20 protein-coding genes are annotated in these 24,030 nt (G+C 55.2%); 15 read left to right on the top strand and 5 right to left on the bottom strand.

Translation table 11 applies throughout. From position 1 onward, the window contains the following. The first annotated feature begins 109 nt into the window (after window positions 1-109). The 4 genes from GQF00_RS11380 (at window position 110) to GQF00_RS11395 (ending at window position 6,342) form a co-directional block, all read left to right on the top strand. Window positions 110-1,921: a putative nucleotidyltransferase substrate binding domain-containing protein gene (locus tag GQF00_RS11380; protein ID WP_161319295.1), complete on the top strand. Its 1,812-nt coding sequence runs from the start codon at window positions 110-112 to the stop codon at window positions 1,919-1,921. Between the two features lie 31 nt (window positions 1,922-1,952). After that, on the top strand, window positions 1,953-2,567 hold the full coding sequence (locus tag GQF00_RS11385; protein WP_161319296.1) for a 3'-5' exonuclease: 615 nt from the start codon (window positions 1,953-1,955) through the stop codon (window positions 2,565-2,567). Window positions 2,568-2,587: 20 nt separating this feature from the next. Beyond that, window positions 2,588-2,803, top strand: coding sequence for a hypothetical protein (locus tag GQF00_RS11390; RefSeq protein WP_161319297.1), 216 nt, complete (start codon window positions 2,588-2,590; stop codon window positions 2,801-2,803). Between the two features lie 68 nt (window positions 2,804-2,871). Then, the gene (locus GQF00_RS11395) at window positions 2,872-6,342 is read left to right on the top strand and encodes a hybrid sensor histidine kinase/response regulator (protein ID WP_161319298.1); all 3,471 of its coding nucleotides are present in this window, start codon (window positions 2,872-2,874) and stop codon (window positions 6,340-6,342) included. A 128-nt stretch (window positions 6,343-6,470) separates the two neighbouring features. Here the strand turns inward: GQF00_RS11395 and GQF00_RS11400 are convergent, their stop codons facing one another. Further along, window positions 6,471-7,127 (bottom strand): response regulator transcription factor, encoded by a 657-nt coding sequence (locus GQF00_RS11400; protein WP_161319299.1) that lies wholly within the window; start codon window positions 7,125-7,127, stop codon window positions 6,471-6,473. Between the two features lie 433 nt (window positions 7,128-7,560). Between GQF00_RS11400 and GQF00_RS11405 the strand changes: the two genes are divergently transcribed. Next, window positions 7,561-8,787 carry a DcaP family trimeric outer membrane transporter gene (locus tag GQF00_RS11405; protein ID WP_161319300.1) on the top strand — a complete coding sequence of 409 codons (1,227 nt, stop codon included), beginning with the start codon at window positions 7,561-7,563 and terminating at the stop codon, window positions 8,785-8,787. Between the two features lie 280 nt (window positions 8,788-9,067). Here the strand turns inward: GQF00_RS11405 and GQF00_RS11410 are convergent, their stop codons facing one another. The 4 genes from GQF00_RS11410 to GQF00_RS11425 form a co-directional block, all read right to left on the bottom strand. Next, a complete protein-coding gene (locus tag GQF00_RS11410) occupies window positions 9,068-9,463 on the bottom strand; it encodes an ectoine synthase (RefSeq protein WP_161319301.1) in 396 nt (131 codons plus the stop codon). A gap of 85 nt (window positions 9,464-9,548) precedes the next feature. After that, entirely contained in the window at window positions 9,549-10,853 is a 1,305-nt protein-coding gene (ectB, locus tag GQF00_RS11415) for a diaminobutyrate--2-oxoglutarate transaminase (RefSeq protein ID WP_161319871.1), read from the bottom strand. A 31-nt stretch (window positions 10,854-10,884) separates the two neighbouring features. After that, window positions 10,885-11,421, bottom strand: coding sequence for a diaminobutyrate acetyltransferase (gene ectA, locus GQF00_RS11420; protein ID WP_161319302.1), 537 nt, complete (start codon window positions 11,419-11,421; stop codon window positions 10,885-10,887). A gap of 28 nt (window positions 11,422-11,449) precedes the next feature. Further along, window positions 11,450-11,968, bottom strand: a complete 519-nt coding sequence (locus tag GQF00_RS11425; RefSeq protein ID WP_161319872.1) for a MarR family winged helix-turn-helix transcriptional regulator — start codon at window positions 11,966-11,968, stop codon at window positions 11,450-11,452. A 370-nt stretch (window positions 11,969-12,338) separates the two neighbouring features. On the opposite strand from GQF00_RS11425, the gene GQF00_RS11430 reads away from it, so the two are divergent. The 10 genes from GQF00_RS11430 (at window position 12,339) to GQF00_RS11475 (ending at window position 23,929) form a co-directional block, all read left to right on the top strand. Further along, the gene (locus GQF00_RS11430) at window positions 12,339-13,241 is read left to right on the top strand and encodes a hypothetical protein (RefSeq protein ID WP_202560485.1); all 903 of its coding nucleotides are present in this window, start codon (window positions 12,339-12,341) and stop codon (window positions 13,239-13,241) included. Window positions 13,242-13,422: 181 nt separating this feature from the next. Beyond that, a complete protein-coding gene (folE2, locus tag GQF00_RS11435; RefSeq protein ID WP_202560486.1) occupies window positions 13,423-14,382 on the top strand; it encodes a GTP cyclohydrolase FolE2 in 960 nt (319 codons plus the stop codon). A 249-nt stretch (window positions 14,383-14,631) separates the two neighbouring features. Next, on the top strand, window positions 14,632-17,262 hold the full coding sequence (locus tag GQF00_RS11440) for a LuxR C-terminal-related transcriptional regulator (RefSeq protein ID WP_161319304.1): 2,631 nt from the start codon (window positions 14,632-14,634) through the stop codon (window positions 17,260-17,262). 289 nt (window positions 17,263-17,551) lie between these two features. Beyond that, window positions 17,552-20,299 carry a peroxidase family protein gene (locus tag GQF00_RS11445; RefSeq protein ID WP_202560487.1) on the top strand — a complete coding sequence of 916 codons (2,748 nt, stop codon included), beginning with the start codon at window positions 17,552-17,554 and terminating at the stop codon, window positions 20,297-20,299. A 396-nt stretch (window positions 20,300-20,695) separates the two neighbouring features. Further along, a complete protein-coding gene (locus tag GQF00_RS11450) occupies window positions 20,696-21,013 on the top strand; it encodes an antibiotic biosynthesis monooxygenase (RefSeq protein WP_161319305.1) in 318 nt (105 codons plus the stop codon). A 74-nt stretch (window positions 21,014-21,087) separates the two neighbouring features. Then, window positions 21,088-21,405 (top strand): hypothetical protein, encoded by a 318-nt coding sequence (locus GQF00_RS11455; RefSeq protein WP_161319306.1) that lies wholly within the window; start codon window positions 21,088-21,090, stop codon window positions 21,403-21,405. A 78-nt stretch (window positions 21,406-21,483) separates the two neighbouring features. Next, window positions 21,484-21,858, top strand: coding sequence for a hypothetical protein (locus GQF00_RS11460; protein WP_161319307.1), 375 nt, complete (start codon window positions 21,484-21,486; stop codon window positions 21,856-21,858). Between the two features lie 79 nt (window positions 21,859-21,937). After that, complete coding sequence (locus tag GQF00_RS11465) at window positions 21,938-22,420, top strand: hypothetical protein (RefSeq protein WP_161319308.1); 483 nt, start codon at window positions 21,938-21,940, stop codon at window positions 22,418-22,420. A 454-nt stretch (window positions 22,421-22,874) separates the two neighbouring features. Further along, window positions 22,875-23,174, top strand: coding sequence for a hypothetical protein (locus GQF00_RS11470; protein WP_161319309.1), 300 nt, complete (start codon window positions 22,875-22,877; stop codon window positions 23,172-23,174). A 425-nt stretch (window positions 23,175-23,599) separates the two neighbouring features. Continuing rightward, window positions 23,600-23,929, top strand: a complete 330-nt coding sequence (locus GQF00_RS11475; protein WP_161319310.1) for a hypothetical protein — start codon at window positions 23,600-23,602, stop codon at window positions 23,927-23,929. The last annotated feature ends 101 nt before the right edge of the window (window positions 23,930-24,030 follow it).

The following is a 24,030-nucleotide window of genomic DNA, read 5'->3' on the forward strand; positions in this document are numbered from 1 at the left end:
CAAAGCTCGGGCACTAACGGGTGGTTAGCGGCAGATTTCGAGTCAGGCGTAATCGCACCTGTCCCGCGTTTTAACTTTCAACTTTTAACTTCCAACTGGGTTTGACCCGATGATTGAACAGGAACTCAATCACTACCCGTTTACCCTGCTTGGGGAGGATGCCCGTCATCGTCTTAACCAGGGAATGGATCTGGCGTATTTTGAAAAAGGCGACATCATTCTGGATGCGGCCAGTGCCAGTGATTATGTCTATGTGGTGCACAAAGGCAGTGTGGCCGAGCTGGATGTGACTGCGCCGGATGGGCGCAGCCAGGTCGGTATTTATGCGGCAGGCGATTTATTTGGGGCGATCAGCGTAATTAACGGCAAGAGCCGTTATCGCTTTCGCTGCGAAGAGCAGACGCTGTGTCATCTGATTCCCGCCAAACTGTTTCTGACACTCTGCAATGAAGAAGATGAATTTGGCCGTTACTTTCGTCAAACCCTGGCGGAAAAATCCCAGCGCCTGGCAGAGCGTCGTGAAGGGGGCGTCACCCTGGCGGGCTTTATGCTGGCACGGGTAGAGCAGTGCATGCGCGAGCCGATGATCATGTCTGCCAGTGCCAGCCTGCGCGATGCAGTAGCCACTCTCAAGCGGCATGGCGTTGATAGCGTGTTGGTGGAGATTGATGCGAAATTTGCCATCGTCACCAAGACAGATTTGCTCACCGGCCTGGTGATGGGCGGGCACAGTCCAGATGATCCGCTATCCAGCGTGGCGGAGCGCAACCTGGTTACCGCTTTGCCTGGGGATTATCTTTTTACGGCCCTGACCATGATGACCCGCCACAAGGTGGCTCGGGTGGTTGTCATGGCCCATGGCCACCCCGTGGGCGTGGTAGAACTCACTGACGTACTCAGTTTCTTCTCCAGTCGTTCCTATGTGGTGGGGCTGGAAATTGAGAAAGCCGAAGATCTGGATGCGTTGAGATTAGCCAGCGAGCGTTTGCCGGATCTGGTCCAGGCGCTGATGGCCCAGGGTGTGAAGATGCGTTTTGCCATGGATCTTCTTGCCGCCCTGAATGGCAGGATCATGGCCAAGGCCTTCGAGATGGTGATTCCTGCCGAGCAGCACTCCGCCTGCCTGATCGTCATGGGCAGTGAAGGTCGCGGCGAACAGATTCTCAAGACCGATCAGGATAATGGCCTGATTCTGGGCGATCATCAGGACTGGCCGCATTGCCACAAGGATGCCGGTCAGTTCACCGAAACCTTGCTGACCCTTGGCTATCCGCCCTGTCCCGGCAAGGTCATGGTGTCCAATCCTGAGTGGGTAGGGACGCAAAGCCAGTGGCGCGAACGCATCCATGACTGGGCCGGCGATGCCGGTGGTGAAGGCATGATCCGGATTACGACGCTTGTCGATGCTCACTGTGTGGCCGGCAGCAGCCATCTGCTGGATGAAATTCGCCAGACCCTGTTCGACCGCTGCAGCGATGATGAGGTGTTCCTGCGGCACTTTGCCCGACCGGTCCTGCAATTCGCCACACCGTTGAACCTGTTCGGCTCACTGAAAAAGCCCCAGCACGGTATTGATATCAAGAAAGGGGCGCTGTTCCCGCTGGTTCACGGAGTGCGTGCCATGGCGTTGCAATGCCGTATCGAAGAAACCTCTACCCTGGCACGGCTGGAAAAACTGGTGGCAGCCGGGGCCATGGAAGCAAGTTTTGCGGAAGACCTGGGTGAAGCCATGGAATTGTTCAGTGAACTGCGACTGAACCATCAACTGGAAAACCTGCATGGGGATGCGATGAATATCCCCAGCAACCATATTGTGGTGCAGACCCTGTCGTCGCTGGAGCGTGATTTGCTGCGCGACGCCCTGCACCTGGTCAGTGACTTCAAGCAGCGCTTGTCCCGTCGTTTCCATCTGGAATACTGAGGACATGGCGCCGCCGTCGGGAGTAAAAAGAATGATCAGACAGTTGCGACGCTATGCGGATCGTTACCGCCACGCCCACGGCCCCTATGGCCACCTGTTCCTGCCCTATGAGGGGGAGGATGTGGTGGCGCTGGACTGTGAGACCACCGGGTTGGACAGCCGCCATGCGGAACTGGTGTCCATTGCTGCGGTGCCGGTACGCGCAGGGCGCGTCTGTGCCAGTGAAAGCATGGATGTGCATTTTAAGCCGCCGGAGAGTCTCTCGAGTGATTCCATAACCATTCATCGCCTGCGCCCGGTGGATCTGGATGAAGGTGAGGAAATTGCCGACACCCTGGAAGCCCTGCTGGCGTTTATTGGCAACCGGCCGGTGGTGGGCTGGTGTATCGACTTCGATGTGGCGATGATCAATCGTTACCTGCGACCCTTGCTGGGTTTTGATCTGCCCAACGCCACCATCGAACTGTCCCTCCTCTATCAGAAGAAAATGCGCTATTGGCAGCCTGAAATGGAGCCGGACCTGCGTTTCGAGGCCATGGCCAAGGCCTTGCAGGTGCCCATGATGGCGCGGCACAGCGCTCGCGGTGATGCCGTGACGGCGGGGCTTATGTACCTGCAGTTACAGCGTGCCACCCAAGACCATTAACCCCATTACGGAGAACTGCCATGCAGATAGCCGAACAGATCTGTCTGGTGCTGGGTCTGGCCATTGTGGCCTTCAGCTACCTGACGTACTGGCGCCGAACCGGCGATGCCCGAGGCGTCATGACCTTCTGGCGCAAGAGGATGACGCTGGATATTCACGAATTCAAACTGCAGCGGGCAGGCCTGTGCCTTCTGGTGGTGGCTGTGGTGCTGCGTTTCACCGGCGCTCTGGTATAAAGGAAGACACAGCAGGTAGTCATGCCATTGGTGGGTGCCTGCAGGTCCAACAATAATCGGGAGCCGCTGTGTTTTCTTTGTGGGAATTGAGCGGGCTGGCACTGTGTTATGTGCTGGTGCTGTTCATCATTGCCTGGCTGGGTGACCGGGCAGCAAGAGAAGGCAGAAAGACCTTCCAGAATGCCTGGGTGTACAGCCTTGGGCTGGGCGTGTATTGCACCTCCTGGACCTTTTTTGGCGCGGTGGGAGAAGCCGCGCAAAACGGCTGGAACTACTTGCCCATTTATCTTGGGCCCATTATTACCGTGCTGTTGGGCGGTTCGCTGATCTACAAGATGGTGTCAGTGACCCAGCAGCAAAACATTACCTCCATTGCGGATTTTCTGGCAGCCCGTTACGGCAAGTCCCGCCGTCTTGCGGTGCTGGTGACGTTGGTCGCCGTGATTGGTGTGTTGCCCTACATCGCCCTGCAGCTCAAGGCCGTGACCCTGTCATTTGATTATGTCCTGCAGGATACGGATACCGCGTCCGTGGACACCGCCCTGGTGGTCGCCGCATTGATGGCTCTTTTCACCCTGCTGTTCGGCACCCGCCATATTGATACCACCGAGCATCAGTCGGGATTGATGCTGGCGGTGAGTTTTGAGTCCTTTGTGAAGCTCGTCGCGTTTGTGGCGCTTGGCATTTACTGCCTCTTCAGTATTTTTGATGGCCCTGCGGACATGTGGCAGAGCCTGGCGGCCCGGCCCGAAGTGCTGCAGACCTTTGAACCGACACTTTTCTCGCAGAGTTTTGTGACGGCCCTGCTGTTGTCCATGGTGGCGATCCTGTGCCTGCCGCGGCAGTTCCATGCCGGTATGGTAGAAAACAACGATCTGCGGCATCTGCGCACCACCCGTTGGTTGTTGCCGTTATACCTGCTGATGTTTGCAATCTTCGTGCTGCCCATTGTGGTCAGCGGAGTACTGACCCAGCCCTATCTGCTGGGCCAGGCGGATACCTACATGTTGTCCCTGCCCATGGCCCAGGACAATTCCGCCATGCTGGTGCTGTCCTTCATCGGTGGCATCGCAGCGGCCACCGGGATGGTGATCGTGTCGACCATGGCGCTGGCTATCATGCTCACCAACGAAGTGCTACTGCCCATGTGGTTGCAGTCACGTCTGAATGAAAAAGATCAGCTGTCGGATTTGGGCAAACAGTTACGCTTGCTGCGCCGCGCCAGCATTCTGGTGTTGCTGGGACTGGCCTTCGCTTTTCATACCCTGATTGATCGCTTTGATGGTCTGGCAAGTATTGGCCTGCTGTCCTTTGCAGCGGTGGCACAGTTTTCCCCGGCCTTGCTGGGGGCGTTGTACTGGCGAAATGGTCACAAACAGGGTGCTTTTATCGGTCTCGGCGTGGGCTTCCTGGTGTGGTTTTACTGCCTGTTGATGCCGGTAATCCTGCCGATGGACTGGGTCATGATCCTCAACACCGATGGCCTGCTCGGTCTCGGGCTGCTTCGTCCCCATGCCTTGCTGGGGATCGAGGGGCTGGAACCGCTGACCCATGGGGTGTTCTGGTCGGTCAGCCTGAACCTGGCGGCGTTTATCTATTTCTCCCGCCGGGCGCGACAGGATGCCCTGGATGAAGCCCAGGCTGCCCGGTTTGTGGATATGCCCACGGACTGGTGGCGTGAGGGTATGGGGCATCCGTCCATTACCACCGCTGAGTTGCTGGAAGTGTGCCGGCGCGGGTTGGGCAATCCCCGTGCGGAACCGCTGTTCTTTGACTACATGAGTCGTCGCCACGTGGCCGAGGACCTGGAGCTGCCTGCGCCCCTGCATCTGGTCCGCTATGTGGAGCGCCTGCTGGCCGGTGCCATGGGGGCCTCCACCGCCCGCATCGTGATGAGCTCTCTGCTGCGTAAGCAGAACAGTCGCCGCGATGATGTGGTGAGGATGATGGACGAGGCCTCTGAGCTGATTCAGTTCAATCATCAGTTACTGCGGACCACCATCGAAACCATTGCCCAGGGCATTTGCGTGGTGGACCGCAACATGCAGGTGGTGGCCTGGAATCAGGCCTATGTAAAGCTGTTTGAGTATCCCGATGGTCTGATTCGTCTGGGGCGTTCCATTGAAGAGGTGTATCGCTTCAATGCGGAACGGGGCTTTTATGATGGTGAAGACATGGATGCCAACGTAAAGAAGCGGGTGCAATTGCTGCGCGATGGCCACTCCCACCGTTTCGAGCGCGAACTGCCCAATGGCATTGTGGTGGAGGTACGTGGTACGCCAATGGTAGGTGGCGGCTTTGTCAGTACCTATATGGACATTACCGAGCGCAAACGGGACGAACTGGCGTTGCGTCAGATCAACGAAAACCTGGAACAGATGGTCTCCGAACGGACCCGCAAACTCACCGAGCTTAACGTGCAGCTGGCCCAGGCCAATGAGGGCAAGACCCGCTTCCTGGCGGCGGCTGGCCACGATCTGATGCAGCCCCTTAACGCCGCCCAGCTGTTTGCGTCATCCTTGCGTCAACAGTTGAGGCAGCAGGATGCGCAGGGATTTGCCCGTGAAGTGGATGTGCTTGGGCATATCGACAGCTCCCTGCAGACTGCGGAGCAGATCATTTCTGCCTTGATGGAAATCAGCAAGCTGGACACCGGTGTCATGCCGGTACATGTGCATCCGCTCAGCCTGCAGAAAATGATGGAACCCCTGGGGCAGGAGTTTTCCGCCCTGGCCCGGGCCAGTGGTCTGCAGCTGCGTATGGTGCCTAGCTCCTGCATAGTGGACAGTGATGAGGTGTTGTTGCGACGGGTGCTGCAGAACCTGCTGTCCAACGCCATTCGCTATACCGAAACCGGGCGGGTGTTGTTTGGTTGCCGCCGGCGGGCTGGTGTTGTGCGGATTGATGTGTGGGATACAGGCCCCGGTATTCCCGATGATCAGCATGAGCAGATTTTTCAGGAGTTCCAGCGCTTGCCACAACAGAATGGCCGTGCCGTCAAAGGGCTGGGGCTGGGGCTGGCCATCGCTGATCGAATCTGTCGGCTTTTGAATCACTCACTGACGGTTCGTTCGTGGCCAGGCCGGGGTACCTTGTTCAGTGTTACGGTGCCACTGGCCAGCGGAGAACTGCCTCCCATGTTGTCCAATGAGGACGAAGGGGAGACCCGTGACGTCACCGGCATGCGGGTTTTCTGCGTGGATAATGACGCGGCCCTGCTGGCAGGTCTGGTGGAAGCACTGGAGACACTGGGTTGTGAGGTGGTCGCTGCCAGCGGTCTGGTGGATGCCCAGCGTAAGGCTCACGGATCCCCGGCGCCAGATCTGCTACTGGTGGATTACCAGCTGGATAACGAAAACGGTTTTGATGTGATTCAAGGGCTGGATGACTGTTGGGAAGATGTGGTTCCCGCTACCCTGATGACCGCTGATCGTCGCCCGGAAATCCGTCAACAAGCGATGGATGGGGGAATTGGGTTTCTTCAGAAGCCGCTGACGGAGGCGATGCTTAAAAGAGCGCTTGAGGGAATTAATAGTTAATAATGAATAATTAATAGCTGCGCGCTCAGCGCCGCTAGGTTTTCAAATCAAGGAGGCCGCGCCCATGCACTGGGCGCGGCCTCTAACATTTCAATAAGAAACAATCTGGTCTGCGACGCTATTAACTATTAATTGTTATCTACGCCTGGTTGTTCAATAGCAAGATCCTTCAGGGCCAGTACCGCCTGGGTGCGGTTTCGGACGCCCAGTTTGCGGAAGATGGCGGTCATGTGGGCCTTGATGGTGGCTTCGGAGACGTCCAGTTCGTAGGCAATCACCTTGTTCTGCATACCTTCCATGAGCATGCCCATTACCCGAAATTGCTGGGGCGTCAGGCTGGCAATGCGTTCGCTCATGGCGGACAGGTCCGGCAGTGACGGGGGCATGGCGCGGCGGGCGTGCTCGGGCAGCCAGCGTTCGCCGTTCATGACCTGCTGCATGGCCTCGGTCATGATGTCCACCGGTGTGGATTTGGGAATGAAGCCATCGGCGCCAAAATGAATGGCGCGCTGTATGACATCCACGTCCTCCGTGGCGGAAATGACGACAAGAGGCACCTTGCGATATTGCTCCCGCAGATAGATCAGCCCAGAGAAACCGTGTGTGCCCGGCATGTGCAAATCCAGCAGGATTACATCGAACGGGACGGCGTTCTGGCCCAGTGACTCCAGTGTGGCAAGGGAATCCGCTTCGTGGATGTTGGCATCACGAAAACTGGCGCTGACAGCCTGCTTTAGCGCAGCGCGGAATAGGGGGTGGTCATCTGCGATCAGAATATTTGTCATGTCTTTGTTTTAGCGATTTTTTTTTGTTGTGTACAGTCTTAAATCCAAGCCTTGGCATGCAGGACGCATCAGGCAAAAAAAAGGCTGCCTTGGCAGGCAGCCCGGGGGAAGTGTGTTAGGAAAATAACAACAGAATCCCTTCCGTGACATCGGCTTTCGATCCATGCATTCCATGCGGGGAATGCGTAAAGACAAGGTCAAAAGTCGGTTCCGTTCCTGGAGGAAATCGGTGCACACGTTGAAGCGCGGACAGTGTGGAATGAGGAGCGGGAAAGCCCAATTAGACTTTGGTCGTAGTGGCTATGCTACAAAGAAAAAATGATCGTGAATGGCTACGACCTATGGCTAATGGAGACGAAATGCGGTCCTGCAGCAAGCTGCTATCCGGAGTCAGTTATTTCTTGCATCCGGATGACAACAAGAGGACAGGGCCATGAAAGCAATAACTCCCAAGTACCTGTGCGCCAGTATCGCGCTGGCATGCGCTGGAACCGTCGGCGCGGCAAGCCTGGAAGAACGCGTAGAGATGCTCGAGCAGCAGGCCGGCAACCAGCAGGCAGCAGGCCAGGCGCAGGCCGGTAATACCCAGCTAAGCTTTGGTGGTTTCATCAAGGCGGACACCATGTACAGCGCATACAGTGACGGCGAAGAAGCAACCTCCGGTGTGGGTGATGACTTCATGGTGCCGTCTACCATACCGGTGGATCCGGCGGATCTGGTGGATGAAGGTTCCGGCAAACTGAACATGATTGCCAAGCAGAGCCGATTTTGGCTGAAGAGCGAGACCGAAACCTCAGCCGGTACGGTAAAAAGCCATATCGAAGTGGACTTCCAGACCAATGGTATGGGCGATGAGCGCATCAGTAACAGCTATGCAGTTCGCCTGCGCCATGCCTACCTGACCTGGGACAAGTGGCTGTTCGGTCAGACCTGGTCCACCTTCTTTAACGTCAGTGCATTGCCCGAAACCCTGGATTTTGTTGGTGCTGCCGGTACCGTGTTTGAACGTCAGGCCCAGATTCGTTACACCAATGGCGGCTTGATGCTGGCCATGGAGAACCCTTCTACCACCCTTTATGGGGGCACCGAGAATCCCTACGACGATAATGCCATGCCGGATCTGGTAGCCCGTTATAACGTGACCGGTGACTGGGGTAACGTGAGTCTGGCGGCCATGGGGCGTGAGCTGGCCTACCAGGATAATATCGGTGGCATCAATCAGGATGAGAGTGAGTACGGCTATGGCCTGTCCCTTGCGGGTCGCATGAAACTGGGTGAAATGGATGATGTGCGTTTTCAGGCCAATTACGGCAATGCGCTGGGTCGATACACCACCCTTAATGCCTTCCGGTCAGGGCAGATCGAAGCCGATGGCAGCATCGATCTGATTGATCAGTGGAGTGCTGTGCTGGCGCTTCGTCATCACTGGAATGATCAATGGCGCTCCAATTTCGCGCTGTCAGTCAGTGAGGCCGACAACCCGGATACGGTGGTGGCAACCACCAGCAAGAGTATCCAGAGCGCCCACGCCAACCTGATCTGGCAGGTGGCCAAACCTCTCTCTCTGGGCGGCGAATTGATCTACGGTAACCGGGAGATCGAGAATGGTGAAGAGGGTGATCTCAAGCGCGTGCAGTTTACCGCCAAGTATGCGTTTTGAATAAAAGACGCTACACGTGACACGCGAAATGAAAGGGCGCTTCGGCGTCCTTTTTATGGCGAGTCACGAGTTGCGGAAACCAACCATCACCGGATTGGTGGGAGTTTTCGAAGCTCGTGACACGACACTTTTTCTCCCTGGGTGCCTTAAGAAGGAAAACCGATTTCCGGGATTTTTTGATTCTCGGTTTTGGCATGCTGCCCGAAGTGGCATAAAAAAAGGGACACCGAAGCGTCCCTTTCTTTAGGCGTGCAGCGTGCCGCATGAAGCGTCTGTTCAATCAGTCCAGATCCGCCGGGTATACGCCATGCTCGTCGTGCACTTCCTTGCCGCTGAGCGGTGGCGTGAAAGCACAGGCAACGACCATGTCTTCATCGCCACCATACAGCCAATGCTCGTCGTGCTCGTCGAGCAGGTAGATGGTGCCGGGCTTGAGATCATACACCTTGCCATCGGCGATGGTTTCGATCTTGCCGTTACCGGAAATCACGTACACCGATTCCCAGTGGTTCTTGTAATGGATGTGGGTCTTGGTGCCTTTGAAGATGGTGGTGATATTAAAAGAGTGCCCCATCTTGTCGTCTTTCAGAGACAGACGAACAGACTGCCAGTTGCCGTTTTCGGCCTTCACACAGCGCTCAGATTTCTCGGCTTCTGCCAGAGTACGAACGATCATGGATTCATTCTCCAGGGTGGTGAGGGAGTAAAAGTGCAGCCCGCCGTAGCGGGCTGCCGAGAGGAAGGTGTTTCCCCTGGCGGGATTAGCTGGCCAGGCTGGATACGGAGTGTGCTTCGCCGCGCTTGATGCGGTCGGTCATCACTTCGCTGACACTTTCCTTGATGATGTCCAGCGCGCGGGTCAGGTCTTCTTCGCTGATGGTCAGCGGACACAGAGTCTTGATGACCTGATCGTCGGCACCGGAGGTTTCGATGACCAGCTGACGCTTGAAGCAGGCCTTGGTGATCTCGCCAGCCAGCTCGCCGTCACGGGCAACCAGGCCCTGCATCATGCCGCGACCGTTCAGGTAGAACCAGTGATCGTCATAGCTATTGGCGATCTCGCGGAAGCGCTCGGTAATGATGCCTGCCTTCTTCTGTACTTCCTTGGCAAATACATCATCGCGCCAGTAGTGGTTCAGGGCGGCGGCAGCGGTAATGAAGGCCAGGTTGTGACCACGGAAAGTACCGTTATGCTCGCCCGGCTTCCATTGGTCCAGTTCCGGCTTCATCAGCACCATGGCGAACGGCAGGCCGTAACCACTCAGGGACTTGGACAGGGTGATGATATCCGGGTTGATACCAATGTCATCAAAGCTGAAGAAGGTACCAGTACGACCACAGCCCGCCTGGATGTCATCCAGGATCATCAGCATGTCGTGCTTGCGGCAAACCTTTTCCAGGTTGCGCAGCCACTCAAAGCTGGCTGCATTGATGCCGCCTTCGCCCTGTACGGTTTCAACAATAACAGCAGAGGGGTGATCCACACCGCTGGAGGAATCACTCAGCACCTTGTCCAGATATTCGGTGGTATCAAAGGCATCGCCAAGATAGCCGTCATAGGGCATCGGGGTGACGCCACTCATGGAAACACCCGCAACGCCGCGGTGGTGGCTGTTACCGGTGGTCGCCAGGGCACCCAGGCTCACACCATGGAAACCATTGGTGAAGCTGATGATGTTTTCACGACCCTTGATCACGCGGGCAATCTTCAGTGCCGCTTCCACGGCGTTGGTGCCAGTGGGGCCAGTGAACTGCATTACGTGGTCCATGTCGCGGGGCTTCAGGATCACTTCATAGAAGGTGTCCATGAATTCACGCTTGGCCAGGGTGTGCATGTCCAGGCCGTGTACGATGCCGTCGCGCTGAATGTAATCCAGAAGTTTTTCCTTCAGGATCGGGTTGTTGTGCCCGTAGTTCAGGGTGCCGGCACCGGCCAGAAAGTCGATGTATTCCTTGCCCATCTCATCGTAAAGATAGCTGCCCTTGGCCTGGTCGAATACAACCGGGAAGCTACGGGCATAGCTCATTACTTCCGATTCATGGCTTTCAAAAATGTCGGTATCCATAGTCATGGTCAAAATCCTCGCTTGAATTCGTTCAGGCTTCGTCGCGGTTGAAAGGGCCAATCCGCAGCAAATATTCATCGTTGTGTTCGCCGGCAAAGTGAATGCGCGAGTCGAACAGAATAAACTCTTCCGTCGGCATGCTGCGTTCATAGGCGAAGCTTCGGAACATCCCCCAGGATGCTTCGTTGTCCGGGGTGATGGTGGTCTCGATGAACTGGACGTCAGCGCTTTCTTCGCGCTTCAGGAGTTCGGCCAGCATACGCTTGGCCAGCCCTTTGCCACGGGCTTTCTCGTGAACCGCTACCTGCCAGACAAACAACGCATTCTGTTGTTTGGGCGGAATGTAGCCGGAGATAAACCCGACCAGGTCGCCATCCATTTCCGCCGCCACCGAGGTGTCGGCGAAGTGGGTGCATTGCAGCAGGTTGCAGTACACCGAGTTCTCATCCAGCGGTTTGCACTCGCTGATCAGTTTGTGAACCCTGCTGCCATCCTGGCTTTCGGGTTTGCGAAAAGTAATCTCGTCCGTGTTGCTGGACGTTGTCTTTGCGTCGTTATCTGCAGGCATAGTCTCAGTAATGGTCCGCTTCGAAAGGTTATTGGTTGCTGCCGTTGGCTCGCTGGGTGATTTCCACTGCCGGTTGTGCCCGGTCAATGGCGCCCAGGTCCAGCATCGGCGAGGCGTCAATTTCTTCGGCATTCATCATGGCTGCCACCCGTTGCAGGGAGCTGAGTATCAGCGACTGCTCCCAGTCTTCCAGCCGGTCAAATCGGGAAATGAACTCTTCCTGGAGAGGGGTAGGGGCCTGATCAATGATCTCTTCGCCGGAGGGGGTCAGGTGGGCATAAACCCGCCGCTTGTCGCTTTCGCCCCGCTTGCGCTCAATCAGTTCGCGCTTTTCCAGACGATCAAGAATAGTGGTGACAGTGGCCTGACTCAGGGACACCTCGTTGGCCAGATCGCCCATGGTGATCTCGCCCTTGGCTCCCACCGCCTGCATGATCAGCAGTTGCGGGGAAGTGAGCCCTGACACCTTGCTCAGCTTCCGTGAGTAAAGGTCGGTAGCGCGAATAATCTGTCGTAATGAAATCAGCACGTCTTCGTGTCTGGCCATTGCCGCTAATTCTCTTGATAACAAAGTAATGTGACGAAAAATGGTCATGCTGCCTCCTCAAACAGTTTTGAGGTGTAAATGGCCTTTTTCGGTTCAACTTCCGGCTCAGCTAAGGCAAGGCCTTCAAATTCCTTGCTAGAATGGGAGGCGTATTTTAGGGGTAAAACATTTAGATGTCAAAGTAATAGCCGGGTCAAACCTGGCTGTTCGGGCGCCAGGGCGCGTCCCGCAAGCCTTTCAGCGGTGTGATGGCCATCATGGTTGTGGTGAATTTTTGATCAGCGACATGGCCTTCACTCTGTTAGTGTTCCCATCGTCGGCGAGGATTTTTATCCACGCCGATTCATTCGCATCAGGTGGAGGAAGAATCTTGCGGCAACTGGGTAAGCGAATTCTGGTAATTGCGGCACTGCTGGTAATGGCGGCGTCTGTCCATGGTGCCTCTGAGGGGCAGCCTGAAGTGCGGGAAGAGGCGCAAAGCGAGATCGAGAAGGGACCGGTGATCTCCCAATTTCGGGAGAACTGGATTCTCGGGGAGCTGCGCAACCTGCGTCAGGACATGATGGAGTATCGCAACCAGATGAATCTGCTGGTTACGGACCGGGAGCTGGAGGTGGCCGACAAGGCCATGGGTTATGCCACCAACACGGTGACCTACTTCTTCTATTTGATTGCGGGTGCCGCCTCGATCCTGGCACTGGTGGGTTGGTCCACCATTCGCGACCTGAAGGATAACGTACGGGTGTATGCGGAAAAGGAAATGGCCCGCCTCACCAGTGAATACGAATCCCGCCTGGCGGATCTTGAGCGCGAGCTTCGCAAGAAGTCGCGCTACATCGCCGAGAACCAGGAAGAGATTGAGCGTACCAACGAGATCCACAGCCTGTGGCTCAAGAGCACCAAAGAGCCCAGCGCACAGGCCAAGATAGAGATGTATGACCGTATCCTGGAGTTGCGCCCGGACGATGCTGAGGCGCTGGCCTGGAAGGCCGACGCGGCACTGGAGCTGGGTGAGCAGCGCTGGGCGCTGAGCCTGTGTGACCGGGTGCTGGAAGTGGATGAAGAGAATGCCCATGCCCTTTACCAGCGGGCTTGTGCCTGGTCCGGGCTGGGTGAAATCGATAATGCCCTCAATGATCTGGCGGCAGCCATCGAATTCTCGGAAACCCTGGTACGCCATGCCCGGGTGGAAGAAATGTTTCGGCCGCTAAGGGATCTGGAGCGCTTCCAGGCCCTGGTGGGAAACGACAATGACCCGGCGGTTTCGGACTGATAGTCGCTTACTGTCAATGCGATAGGTGCGCAAGCGCCCGTAAGTGGTCATTTTGCGGGTGAGTTTCTGCTAGACTTGCGCCCCCTTGAAGGAAAGGGTGATGAGCCCCACATGAAGTCGCTGTGGTAGCAGGTCCAATGCATGATCGGCTGTCAGCTCATTACCCCCTGTGGAGAAACCCATGACACGTGAAAACGGTGCTGGCGGCACCAAGCAGATGCCCGACGTGGCCTCCAACTCCATGGTGGATCACATCCATAGCACCCTGGACTGGGTGGGCATGAGCGAAATCCATCTGCCTGCCCGGGTGAGCGATACCCTGGCCGGTGAGCGCCCGGTGAGCACCTCTATCCAGGCTTATGTGAACCTGGCGAACCCGGATGCCAAGGGCATCCATATGTCGCGCCTGTTCCTGATGCTGGAAGAAACCTTTGGGGATCACTCGGTGAGCGCTGGCTCCATCGAGCAGCTGCTGCGTAACTTCCTGGAAACCCATCAGGGGCTCAGTACCCGTGGTTTCGTCCAGCTGGATTTCGAATACTCCATGCGTCGCCCGGCGCTGAAGAGCAGCTATTCCGGCTGGAAAAGCTACCCGGTCAGCATCAAGGGTACCCTTTGCGAAGAAGGCATGCGCATAGAGATGTATGTGGAAGTGCCGTATTCCTCTACCTGTCCGTGTTCTGCGGCCCTGTCTCGTCAGTTGATCCAGGAACAGTTCCGCAAGGACTTTGCCGACGGCAAGATTGATGCGGATGCCGTGCATGAATGGCTGGGCACCGAAGAAGGCATTGTGGCAACCCCGCATAGCCAGCGTTCTGTGGCCCAGGTGCGTGTGTTGCTGGACCACACCGAAGGTGATGCCTTCCCCATTACTGCCCTGATCGATTCCATCGAAGGCGCCCTGAAGACGCCGGTTCAGACCGCAGTGAAGCGGGTAGATGAGCAGGAATTTGCGCTGCTGAACGGCCAGAACCTGATGTTCTGTGAAGATGCGGCTCGCCGCCTCAAGCAGGCCATTAACCCACAATCCTGCTACAAGGATTTCTGGCTGCGAGTGAACCATCTGGAAAGTCTCCACGCCCACAACGCGGTGGCTATTGTCACCAAGGAAGTGGATGGCGGTTACCTGCCGATTCCGTAAAGTGCAGGTGGATGCGAAAAAGGCGGCCAATGGCCGCCTTTTTTGTGTCCGCTGCAGTGCTGGGTGATGTGCTGCGGTTGGCGAATCCATGTCGCGGCAGGGGATATTGTGACCCTGTGCAACGATTAGCACTATGGTCTCGACTACATTCCCTTTGCTGGTTACTGCACACGCAATGGTAGTTCGATGGACCACTGACACCACAAACACAGCATAAAAATAACAATGTAATCCCAGGCAGGGGAGACTATGAGTTCGGGAAGAACGGAGCGCCCGTTATCGGGGCAATTTTACCGGCGTGATCTGGTGGTGCGTCTTGATGACTGCGGCCAGTTTCCGCTGACGCTGCTGCTGGCGCCGGCGGGCTCCGGCAAGTCCACCCTGTTGAGTCAGTGGCAGCAGCAAGTGGGTGATCGGCGAGTTGTGTTCATGGCTATCCAGCCCTCCGATGATGACCCGGTGCGTTTTCTGCGTCGCTTTGCCGAGCAGACCCGGGCCGTGGTGCCTGCCTTTGATACCTCCTGGTTCATGCCGTTCGATGTGGCCGAGTTGCCTCCTTCTTCCATTGCCGAAGCCCTTCAGGAGGCACTTGAGCAGGTGTCAGACCCGCTCTATATCGTGTTCGATGATTTTCAGCACATTCACAACAGTGAAACCCTGAAGGTGCTGGATGCCATGTGCGCGCACCCGCCGGGGGACGTGCATCTGATTATTGCCAGCCGCACTCGGCCATCCCTGAATCTTGCCTCGCTGCGACTGGCGGATGCGCTGCTGGAGCTGGATGCCGGTGCCTTGCGGGTGAAACGCGAGGAAGTGATCGAGCTGAACCAGCGGCTTGGTGGTGAGCCGCTGGAAGATAGCGCGCTAGATCACCTGATGAGCATCACCGAAGGCTGGGTGGCCGGCGTCAAGATTGCGCTGATGGGGGCCATCGGTTCCGGTGTGAATACCCTGCATGATTTTCATGCCAGCCAGCCCGAGATCATGGATTACTTTGGTCATGCAGTGCTCAAGGGGTTGCCGGACTTTGCCCGCAAGCTGTTTCTGGAAAGCAGCCTGTTGCACCACTTCAATGCCGAAATGTGCGATGCGGTGCTGGAGACCACCCACTCGGCCCAGCTGATGGAAGAACTGGCCCGGCGGGAGTTATTCATTATTCCGGTCCCCGGCCGGCCTGGCTGGTACCGCTACCATGCGCTGTTGCGGGAGTGTCTGCAGGCACGAGTGGCCATCGATATGCCCGAGTGTGTAGCGCCATTGCACTGCCGGGCCACCCAATATTTCTTGCGCCAGGGCGATTTCGAACAGGCCATGTGGCATGCATTGCGTGCCGATGATGTGGACCTGTTACTGGATGCCCTGGCCCGTGCCTTCGATTTCTGGCTGCGCGAAGGCTATGGCAGCCAGATTCTGGAATGGGCGGAACAGATACCGGATGAAGAGCTGCTGGCGCGGCTGGATCTGGCCGCGCCCCTGATCAGCACGCTCACCCTGTCGCGCCGTTTCTTTCGTGCCCGCTTCTATCTGGATGCCTACCGGTCGCAGGTCAGTGCGACCTCCCGGAAAGATGACGATGGGCAGCAGATGCTCGAATTTCTTGAGTTGCACCTGCAATTCTTTCAGCACGATACGGATTTCATGGAGGGGGCCAATTTATCGCTTTTGATGGAAACCAGCAGTCATCGGGATGTCCGTGCCTTTTCGCTGGCCATGGTGGCTTACTACCATCTTCAGCACGGGCGCCTGCAATCAGCGCTGGCCTTTTCCACCCAGGCCAGGGAGGTGCTTTTGCAGTTGGGGCAGAATTTCACTGCCGGCTATGCCGGGCTGGTGACGGCGCTGGCCAATCAACAAATGGGCCATATCGCGGAAGCGGTATCACTGGTGAATCAGCAGTTTGCGGCGACTCCGCGGGATTGTCCCACCTGGTCGCTGTGGGCCACCGGCATGGTAGTGGTGCTGTATGACCAGAACCGTCTGGACGAGGCCCGCCAACTCTGTGAAGACCTGCTGCCGGTGGTGTCATCGGCGTCGGCCACCGAAGTGATTTCCACGGTGTATCTCACCCTGTCGCGGCTGCAGCATCATCAGGGCAGCCGCAAGAACTCCACACGCATGCTGGAAAAACTGCACAGTATCCTGCAGCTGGGCAACTACGAGCGCTTTCTCAACGAAGCGGTACTGGAGATGGTGCGCCAGGCCTATGTGAATGGTGAGTGGGCCCGGCTGGACGATATCGCCGAGCGTTTTCGGTTGCAGGAATGGGTAGAGGAAAATCTGGAGAAAACCACAGCGGATTACAGCCAGAGCTGGGAACGGCTGGGCCTGGCGGCAGTGTACTGGCTGATGGCCGCGGGCCGCGCCGAGGCTGCCAACAAGGCGCTGGCATTGCTGCGCAGCGTGGTTAACCGCGCGGGTATCCGCAGCCGCGGCGCCATCATGGACGCCAACCTGGTGGTGCTGGCCGGCCGGCAGAATAGTGACGCTGAACTGGCCCGGCAGCTTGATGCCCTGATTACCCGCTACGGCGTCATGAATATCAACCGCTCGGTGTTCGACGGCGCGCCAGGGTTGAGTGCCATGATGAGTGATCTGTGGCGGCGCGGTGTCCTAATGCTGCCGGATTTCTACACGGAGCTGTTTGCCGGCATTTTCAGTCAGGCGCCGGAACAGGCTGCGCTGGACGTGGATCCCGCCTCCGTACTCACCCCGAAAGAGTTGGAGATTTTCACGTTGCTGCAAAACGGTCTTAGCAACGCAAAGATCAGCGAGCACACTGGCGTCTCTGTGACGACCACCAAGTGGCACCTGAAGAATATCTACAGCAAGCTGGGTGTCTCCAACCGCACCGAAGCCGCCCTGCGCGCCACACCAAGATAAAAAGCTACAAGCTGCAAGGCGCGAATGAGGTTGTTGTTTGCTGCCATGCAGTGCCCGCGCTTCGGCGTATCCCCGTGGGCACGGCCAACAAGATTGGCAGGGCCGGTCCCGCGCCTTGTAGCTTGCAGCTTGATGCTTGTAGCTACGCTCAAACCTTGAACCGGTTCTCGATTTGCCCCTTCCCCCCGGCACCCCCTCCCGGAGGAGGGGGTGGGTAGGGCGGTCCCGTTGCTAGAGTCCTGCCGTTGTCTGGAATTACCCCCGATAAAAACAACGACGGAGACTACACATGGCTATGTCCCCCTGGGTCACCTGGCCGGCCCTTACCAAATTCGGCTCGCTGGGCGTGATGGTTGCACTGCTGGTGCTGGCCGCCGAGCGACAGGAACTGCTCGATAACAACATGTTCGACACGGAAGACTGGCAGGAGAAGAATGCCGATATCGTCTGTGATGAACGCAGTCTGACGGCCCGTACCGAAGACGGTACCTGTAATATCCTGGAGAACCCTGCAGAGGGTTCCGTGCATGTGAATTTTGGCCGCAACGTGGATCCTTCTGCGGTCTATGCAGAATCCAACAGCGGCAACCTGCTGACTCCCAACCCACGGGAAGTCAGTAACCTGATCATGTCTCGCGGCGGCGACTTCAAGCCCGCCACCACCCTGAACTTTATCGCCACTTCCTGGATTCAGTTCATGGTTCACGACTGGTTCGATCACGGCCCGCGCACCGATGCGGATCCCATCGAATTCCCGCTACCCGCCGGTGACGTGCTCGGCGGCGGTACCATGTCCGTACAGCGTACCCGTCCGGACCCCAGTTTCAGCGGCGAAGAAGGTATCCTCACCTACGAAAACGTGAACACCCACTGGTGGGACGGTTCGCAGCTGTATGGCAGCAGCAAGGAGAAGAACGATGAAGTGCGTTCTTTCGTGGATGGCAAGCTGAAAGTGGATGGCGATGGCCGCCTGCCCACTGAGTTCTTCAGTGGCAAGCCCATTACCGGCTTCAACGAGAACTGGTGGGTGGGGCTGAGCATGCTGCATCACCTGTTCACCCTGGAGCACAACGCCATTGCTGATATGCTCAAGGCCAACAATCCGGGCAAGTCAGATCAGTGGTACTTCGACAAGGCGCGGCTGATCAATTCTGCCCTCATGGCCAAGATCCACACCGTGGAATGGACCCCGGCGATTCTCGCTAACCCGGTACTGGAGCGGGCCATGTACGCCAACTGGTGGGGCCTGGGTGGTGATCGCGACAAGCGCGACAAATATCAGAACGACCTGGATACCCTCAACAATAACCTTGGTGAAATTGGCGGCCTGTTGAGTCTGGTGGGCATCAACAATGATCTGGGCGATGCGCCTACCGGTTCACTGGAACATGCCCTGGCCGGTCTGGTGGGTTCCCGCACCCCGAACAACAATGGCGTTCCGTACACGCTCACCGAGGAATTCGTTTCTGTTTATCGCATGCACCCGCTGCTGCGTGACGAGATCAAGGTGTACGACATCGGTTCCAATGTGGTGGATGAATCCATTGCCCTGGAAGACACCCGCAACGGCGATGCCGAAGACCTGCTGGGTGATCTGGGTCAGGACCGCCTGTGGTACTCCTTCGGTATCACCCACCCCGGTGCGCTCACACTGAACAACTACCCGGATTTCCTGCGCAACCTGTCCATGCCGCTGATAGGCGACATCGACATGGCCGCCATCGATATCCTGCGTGACCGTGAGCGTGGCGTGCCGCGTTACAACGAATTCCGTCGCCAGATCGGTCTCAAACCGCTCACCAGCTTCGAACAGCTGACCAGCGATCCTCAACTGCTGGCGGACCTGAAGGCGCTGTACAACAACGACATCGAACTGGTGGACACCCTGGTCGGGCAGCTCGGAGAAGAGACCCGTCCGGAAGGCTTCGGTTTTGGCGAGACCTCCTTCCAGATCTTTATTCTCAACGCCTCCCGTCGTCTGATGACCGACCGCTTCTTCACCACCGATTACACCGACGAGGTGTATACCGCTGCCGGTATCGACTGGGTGGAAGAGAACACTATGGTTGACGTAATCCGTCGTCACTTCCCCAACCTGGCCACCAGCCTGGTAGGCATGGATAACGCCTTCAAACCCTGGGGCCTGAACATGCCTGGGGAATATCAGGATTGGGATGCGCAAACCAAACAGAATCATCTGTGGGTGAACGGGGCCCTGCGTACCAGCTATGCGGATGATGAAGTGCCGGGCATTGAGCCCATTGATATCGGTGGGCTGATCAACGCGGTTCTGTGGAAAAAAGTTCAGGACGTAACTGATGTGGCGCCTCCCGGCTATAGCAAGCCGATCCACCCCCGTGGTGCCCTGGCCAAGGTGAAGTTCGTGCCCAGCGCTGGCCATGACTTTACCGGCCTGTTCCAGGGGGCAGATCACGGCCTGCTGCGCCTGTCCGTCACCGGCGATCCGTCCGACCGTGGCTTTGCCCCGGGGCTGGCGCTGAAGCTGTTTGTGGATGGCAAGCGTTCCGAAAACGTCTCTGCGCTCTATACCCTCAGCGGCCAGGGCAGCAACCACAACATCTTCGCCAACGAACTGTCCAACTATGTTCAGGCCGAAGTGAATGAAACCCTGGGTACCACCACCCTGTTCTCACTGGTGTCCCGGAAACCGACCCTGCTGGTCATGAGCGACATGGCCAAGGTAAACCAGGATGGCTCCACTGTGGGCAGCCCAAAGACCCCGTCGCAGATCTACTTCGTGCCCAACAGCACCCTGAAGAATAGCACCAGCACCGGCGCACATGACTTCCGTGACGACCTCACCGCCATTCCCGCAGGCACCAACGTCTACGATGTCTACGGCACCACCCAGAGCATCAGAACCTCCATCTGGCCCTGGGTTACCGAGCGCTACGCCCGTGACCGTCGTAACAGCGCGGTGAAAATTGGCGAATTGGTGACAGATTCCGAATTCACCCTGTCCCAGTTCGGTGATACCGGCATCTTCTTCAAGCACCAGCGGTACGAAGATCGCTAAGCGGTAAAACAATCAACCTCGGGAAAGCTGCATTGCAGCTGATTGATGCCCGGACAGTGAAAGCTGTCCGGGCTTTTTTATGGGAGAACTACTGCTGAATATGCCGTGCTCAACGGTCGGCATCCAAATTTTGTAAGAGATGGCTTACAGAAAATGCTAAACGATTGATATAAAGTAATTTTGTTCTTCGCGAAGATGAGAGCATTGCGGGAATGTCACAGGAAATAACCCGCTTCGTCGAGTTTTTTCAGACTGGAATGATTGCTAAATTTCTGATAAGTGCATGATTGTTTGAGGATTTTCTGTTTCCGAGTATGGCTGGCTCTCAGAGTTATGTCGAAAAAAGATATGTCGAACGATTCGACTGAATACGCTGTTAAATGTGTAGAAAGACCAATGTCTGAGATAGCTAAAACCCCTGAGCCACCATATTACGCGGTTATATTCAGCAGCCACCGTACAGAAGGAGACGATGGTTACGGTGAAATGGCAGATCGTATGGTTGAGTTGGCGGCGCAGCAGCCAGGCTTTCTTGGCTTTGAGTCTGCAAGAGAGGGGCTGGGGGTTACGGTGTCGTATTGGGAAAGCCTTGAGGCCATCGCTAGCTGGAAAAGTAACTCCGAGCATTGTGAAGCCCAGAGGTTGGGACATAAAAAGTGGTACTCGGAGTTTCGGGTTCGTGTGGCTAAAGTGGAACACGAGTATGGCATTTAACAAGGCGCGGCAGGCGGATCAAATCTCCGCTCGTTCCTCACTCCAATTTGCCCGCTGCGCGCGGCGTTATGAATATGAGTAAACGACCCAACTTCATATATATGGCCGGAATGATCCCTGTTTTCTTCGTGGTGGGCCTTCTGATATTCCTTACGTTCGACAACCTGCTATCTAGTAGGGCTGTGTATGGAGACAAGTTTGGGAATGCATATGAGTTTGAGGGGCTTGCTGCAATTTTAGTGAACCTGGGCATATTTGGGCTTATAGGTTGGCTGGGCTCTTACTTGGCGTTCCTTGTAAAGCGCAGTCCAAAGCTCATGCGTTTTCATAGGGCTATCGGGGTCGTTAGCGGTGTTTGTATAGCAGTTGGTCTGTTATATGGGCTTTCATAACAAGCGGCGGCAGGCGGATCAAATTTACGCTCGTTCCTCGCTCCAATTTGCCCGCTGCGCCGGGCGTTAGGCTGATATATGGCTCTAAACGATCTCTACAATAATTTCAGGGCTGAGTTTCCCGAAATAACACGATTAACTGACCTAGTGCATATCCAGGAGTGGGATTCAGTCGATCCTGAAATGGCATTTAGTTGGTTCGAAAGTTTAGCGAGAGTCATAAACCAGGAAATGAGCAAGGGTGTCTCTGTAAAGCCGTACATTCCGGTTTTCGAGTTTTTGCGAAAAGGCTTCATGCTTGGGAATGACGATGAAAAGAAATGTATTGATGTTTCTTTTGTCGAGAATCTCTTCTGGGATGTTGATAAAGAGAAGAGGGCTAGCTACTGGAGGGTTTTTCCCGATGTACTTAAGGGGCTGTATGTTTCATTTCATGGCAGAGAGCCAGCCTAACAAGAAACTGCAGCGGATCAAATTTCGCTGCACTCAATTAGTCCGCTGAGTTTGGCGTTAAGGCCTTTTGAGATATTGCATGGATCAAGAAAAGATATATCAAATAGCAATTGATACAAGAAATTTTGAAATCCAATTATTCTGGCAACGGTCAAATTATTTCTTGGTTTTAAATACTGCAATTGCCGTGGGTTTGTTCTCCGTTAAAGAGCCAGTCTATGCGGTAATTCTAGGTGCGTTTGGAGTTGTGACTTCTTTTTTGTGGTTTAGAGTAAATTTGGGCAGCAAATACTGGCAGTCCAGGTGGGAGCATCGCGCATCCACAATCGAAAAACAGTTGGGTGCAAATGTAGAACTTTTTTCTGCAAAAAAGCTCGTATTAGACCAAGATGTTCGGCTTTCTCTTATTAACAATAAAGAATCGGCTCAACTGTCCTTATACAGTTACGGTGTTATGAGCAAACCATCAGTAAGCAAAGCGATGGCAATGTTATCAATTTCATTTATTGGCTTATGGTCCTGTTTGCTTGGTCTTTCGTTAGGTAAATGGCTATGGCCTTAACAAGGCAAGGTATAGGACTGTCAAAAGTGTCACTTAAATTGCTTACGCAATTACGCGCCACTTCTGCCAGCCCATGCTTGCGACGTTAAATTCTTTTGTCGGGGTGTTGTGGTGGTCTGGTTAGATGAAATTATCTTGGTCGTTTCTCTATCTAAGAAAACTAAAGCTGCCATTGTGCTAGGGATGGTTTTCTTCATTGGGATAAATCTAGCTGGCATTTACCTGGTAAAAAATATAGAGATTAATGGGGGAATGGAGATCTTTCGTACAAGTATTGTAGAAAGATTGGCGCATAAATATGACAAGGTCGCCTTTTGGGTGCTCTTTTCCTCGTGGTTGCTAGCATTTCGGTGTTACCAAAGAGATAGGAAACGATTTCTAAAGTGAATTTAACAAGGGCCTGCAAGCCGACCTTCGGAGGCTGAGGCAGGCGTTATACAAGAGGGGGTGAAATATGAACGATAGTGACAATAAGAAAGTTGATGAAATTATGGCTAGCCTAGAGCGCCACTATCCAGACACTGAAATTATTCAAGGGAGGCAGCAGGGGCGATTGCTCTCCAGTTTCCACATAAGAATCAGTTCAGGTGTGCAGTACATATTGAAAGTTACAGATGAGTGCGTCATGGACAATAGTCTTTCGGCACTCCTTCAGGCGGTTTCAACTGAGTGCTTGGCGGCAATGACGGAAAACCCAAATAATGAAGTGGTTTTGTTTAAAGATCTCCATTTGGAAGTTGGTGAGCCTCATTAGCGACTATGTATAACAAGTGCCTGCAAGCCGGCCTTCGGCGGCTGTGACGGGCGTTAAATTCGGGGATTCTATGTCGTCATACGATGAGTTTAAAAAGAGAAGTATCGAAGACCTTAAAGAGACCTACGACCGGATAGCAAAGACAACATCACCGGGTCTGAGCTTTTATAGAGATGAGATTGCCCGTAGAGAAGCAGAGCTGATGAACAAACAAATGTTGTCTATGACACGACATATGAGAAATATGACTATAGCCATCTCTATTCTTACGTTTGTGAATGTAGCGGCGGTCCTGGTACCACTTTTCATATAACTTAACAGGCCAAAGCAGAGGGTAATAGGAAAGAGGGTTGGTAATGGGCAAGGTGGATCTATTTAACAAGGCACTGCTGCCGACAAGCGGCAGAGCGCGGCGTTAAGCAGACATGGTACTGATAGCGATTTATTTTTTGGCTTCTGTGGCAATTATGCACTCGAGTCTATGGTTTCTTGAGCGTGATAAAGCATCTCCAGGTAAGGCTGCGTTTGCGTGCTTGCTATTCACACTTGGAATCAACATCTTTGGATTAGCACTTACAGAAGTCGATTTGGTTGCAAGGCTCATTGTGTATTTCTTAATGGCCTCAGCCTTGGTATGGCTGGTTTTCAAGATCAGGCTGCATAATGCACTAACCGTGGCTGCTGTCTTTATTGTGGGCAGACTCGTGGTTATCAATTTTCTGGCATTTGTGGACGGATTGGCTGCAAATGCTTAACAAGGCGCTGCTGCCGACAAGCGGCAGAGCGCGGCGTTATACGGTGGGTGTAGTAAGTCCGATTTCGACCCTTAGCTGACGCTCGAGCTTTATTAGCTGAA

It is taken from the genome of Alcanivorax sp. DP30, from assembly GCF_009882945.1.
GTDB lineage: Bacteria > Pseudomonadota > Gammaproteobacteria > Pseudomonadales > Alcanivoracaceae > Alcanivorax.

Coding starts and splice junctions, on each gene's coding strand:
- GQF00_RS11380 (WP_161319295.1), top strand. CDS start 110: ATGATTGAACAGGAACTCAATCACTACCCGTTTACCCTGCTTGGGGAG.
- GQF00_RS11385 (WP_161319296.1), top strand. CDS start 1,953: ATGATCAGACAGTTGCGACGCTATGCGGATCGTTACCGCCACGCCCAC.
- GQF00_RS11390 (WP_161319297.1), top strand. CDS start 2,588: ATGCAGATAGCCGAACAGATCTGTCTGGTGCTGGGTCTGGCCATTGTG.
- GQF00_RS11400 (WP_161319299.1), bottom strand. CDS start 7,127: ATGACAAATATTCTGATCGCAGATGACCACCCCCTATTCCGCGCTGCG.
- GQF00_RS11405 (WP_161319300.1), top strand. CDS start 7,561: ATGAAAGCAATAACTCCCAAGTACCTGTGCGCCAGTATCGCGCTGGCA.
- GQF00_RS11410 (WP_161319301.1), bottom strand. CDS start 9,463: ATGATCGTTCGTACTCTGGCAGAAGCCGAGAAATCTGAGCGCTGTGTG.
- ectB (WP_161319871.1), bottom strand. CDS start 10,853: ATGGATACCGACATTTTTGAAAGCCATGAATCGGAAGTAATGAGCTAT.
- ectA (WP_161319302.1), bottom strand. CDS start 11,421: ATGCCTGCAGATAACGACGCAAAGACAACGTCCAGCAACACGGACGAG.
- GQF00_RS11425 (WP_161319872.1), bottom strand. CDS start 11,968: ATGGCCAGACACGAAGACGTGCTGATTTCATTACGACAGATTATTCGC.
- folE2 (WP_202560486.1), top strand. CDS start 13,423: ATGACACGTGAAAACGGTGCTGGCGGCACCAAGCAGATGCCCGACGTG.
- GQF00_RS11440 (WP_161319304.1), top strand. CDS start 14,632: ATGAGTTCGGGAAGAACGGAGCGCCCGTTATCGGGGCAATTTTACCGG.
- GQF00_RS11445 (WP_202560487.1), top strand. CDS start 17,552: ATGGCTATGTCCCCCTGGGTCACCTGGCCGGCCCTTACCAAATTCGGC.
- GQF00_RS11450 (WP_161319305.1), top strand. CDS start 20,696: ATGTCTGAGATAGCTAAAACCCCTGAGCCACCATATTACGCGGTTATA.
- GQF00_RS11455 (WP_161319306.1), top strand. CDS start 21,088: ATGAGTAAACGACCCAACTTCATATATATGGCCGGAATGATCCCTGTT.
- GQF00_RS11460 (WP_161319307.1), top strand. CDS start 21,484: ATGGCTCTAAACGATCTCTACAATAATTTCAGGGCTGAGTTTCCCGAA.
- GQF00_RS11465 (WP_161319308.1), top strand. CDS start 21,938: ATGGATCAAGAAAAGATATATCAAATAGCAATTGATACAAGAAATTTT.
- GQF00_RS11470 (WP_161319309.1), top strand. CDS start 22,875: ATGAACGATAGTGACAATAAGAAAGTTGATGAAATTATGGCTAGCCTA.
- GQF00_RS11475 (WP_161319310.1), top strand. CDS start 23,600: ATGGTACTGATAGCGATTTATTTTTTGGCTTCTGTGGCAATTATGCAC.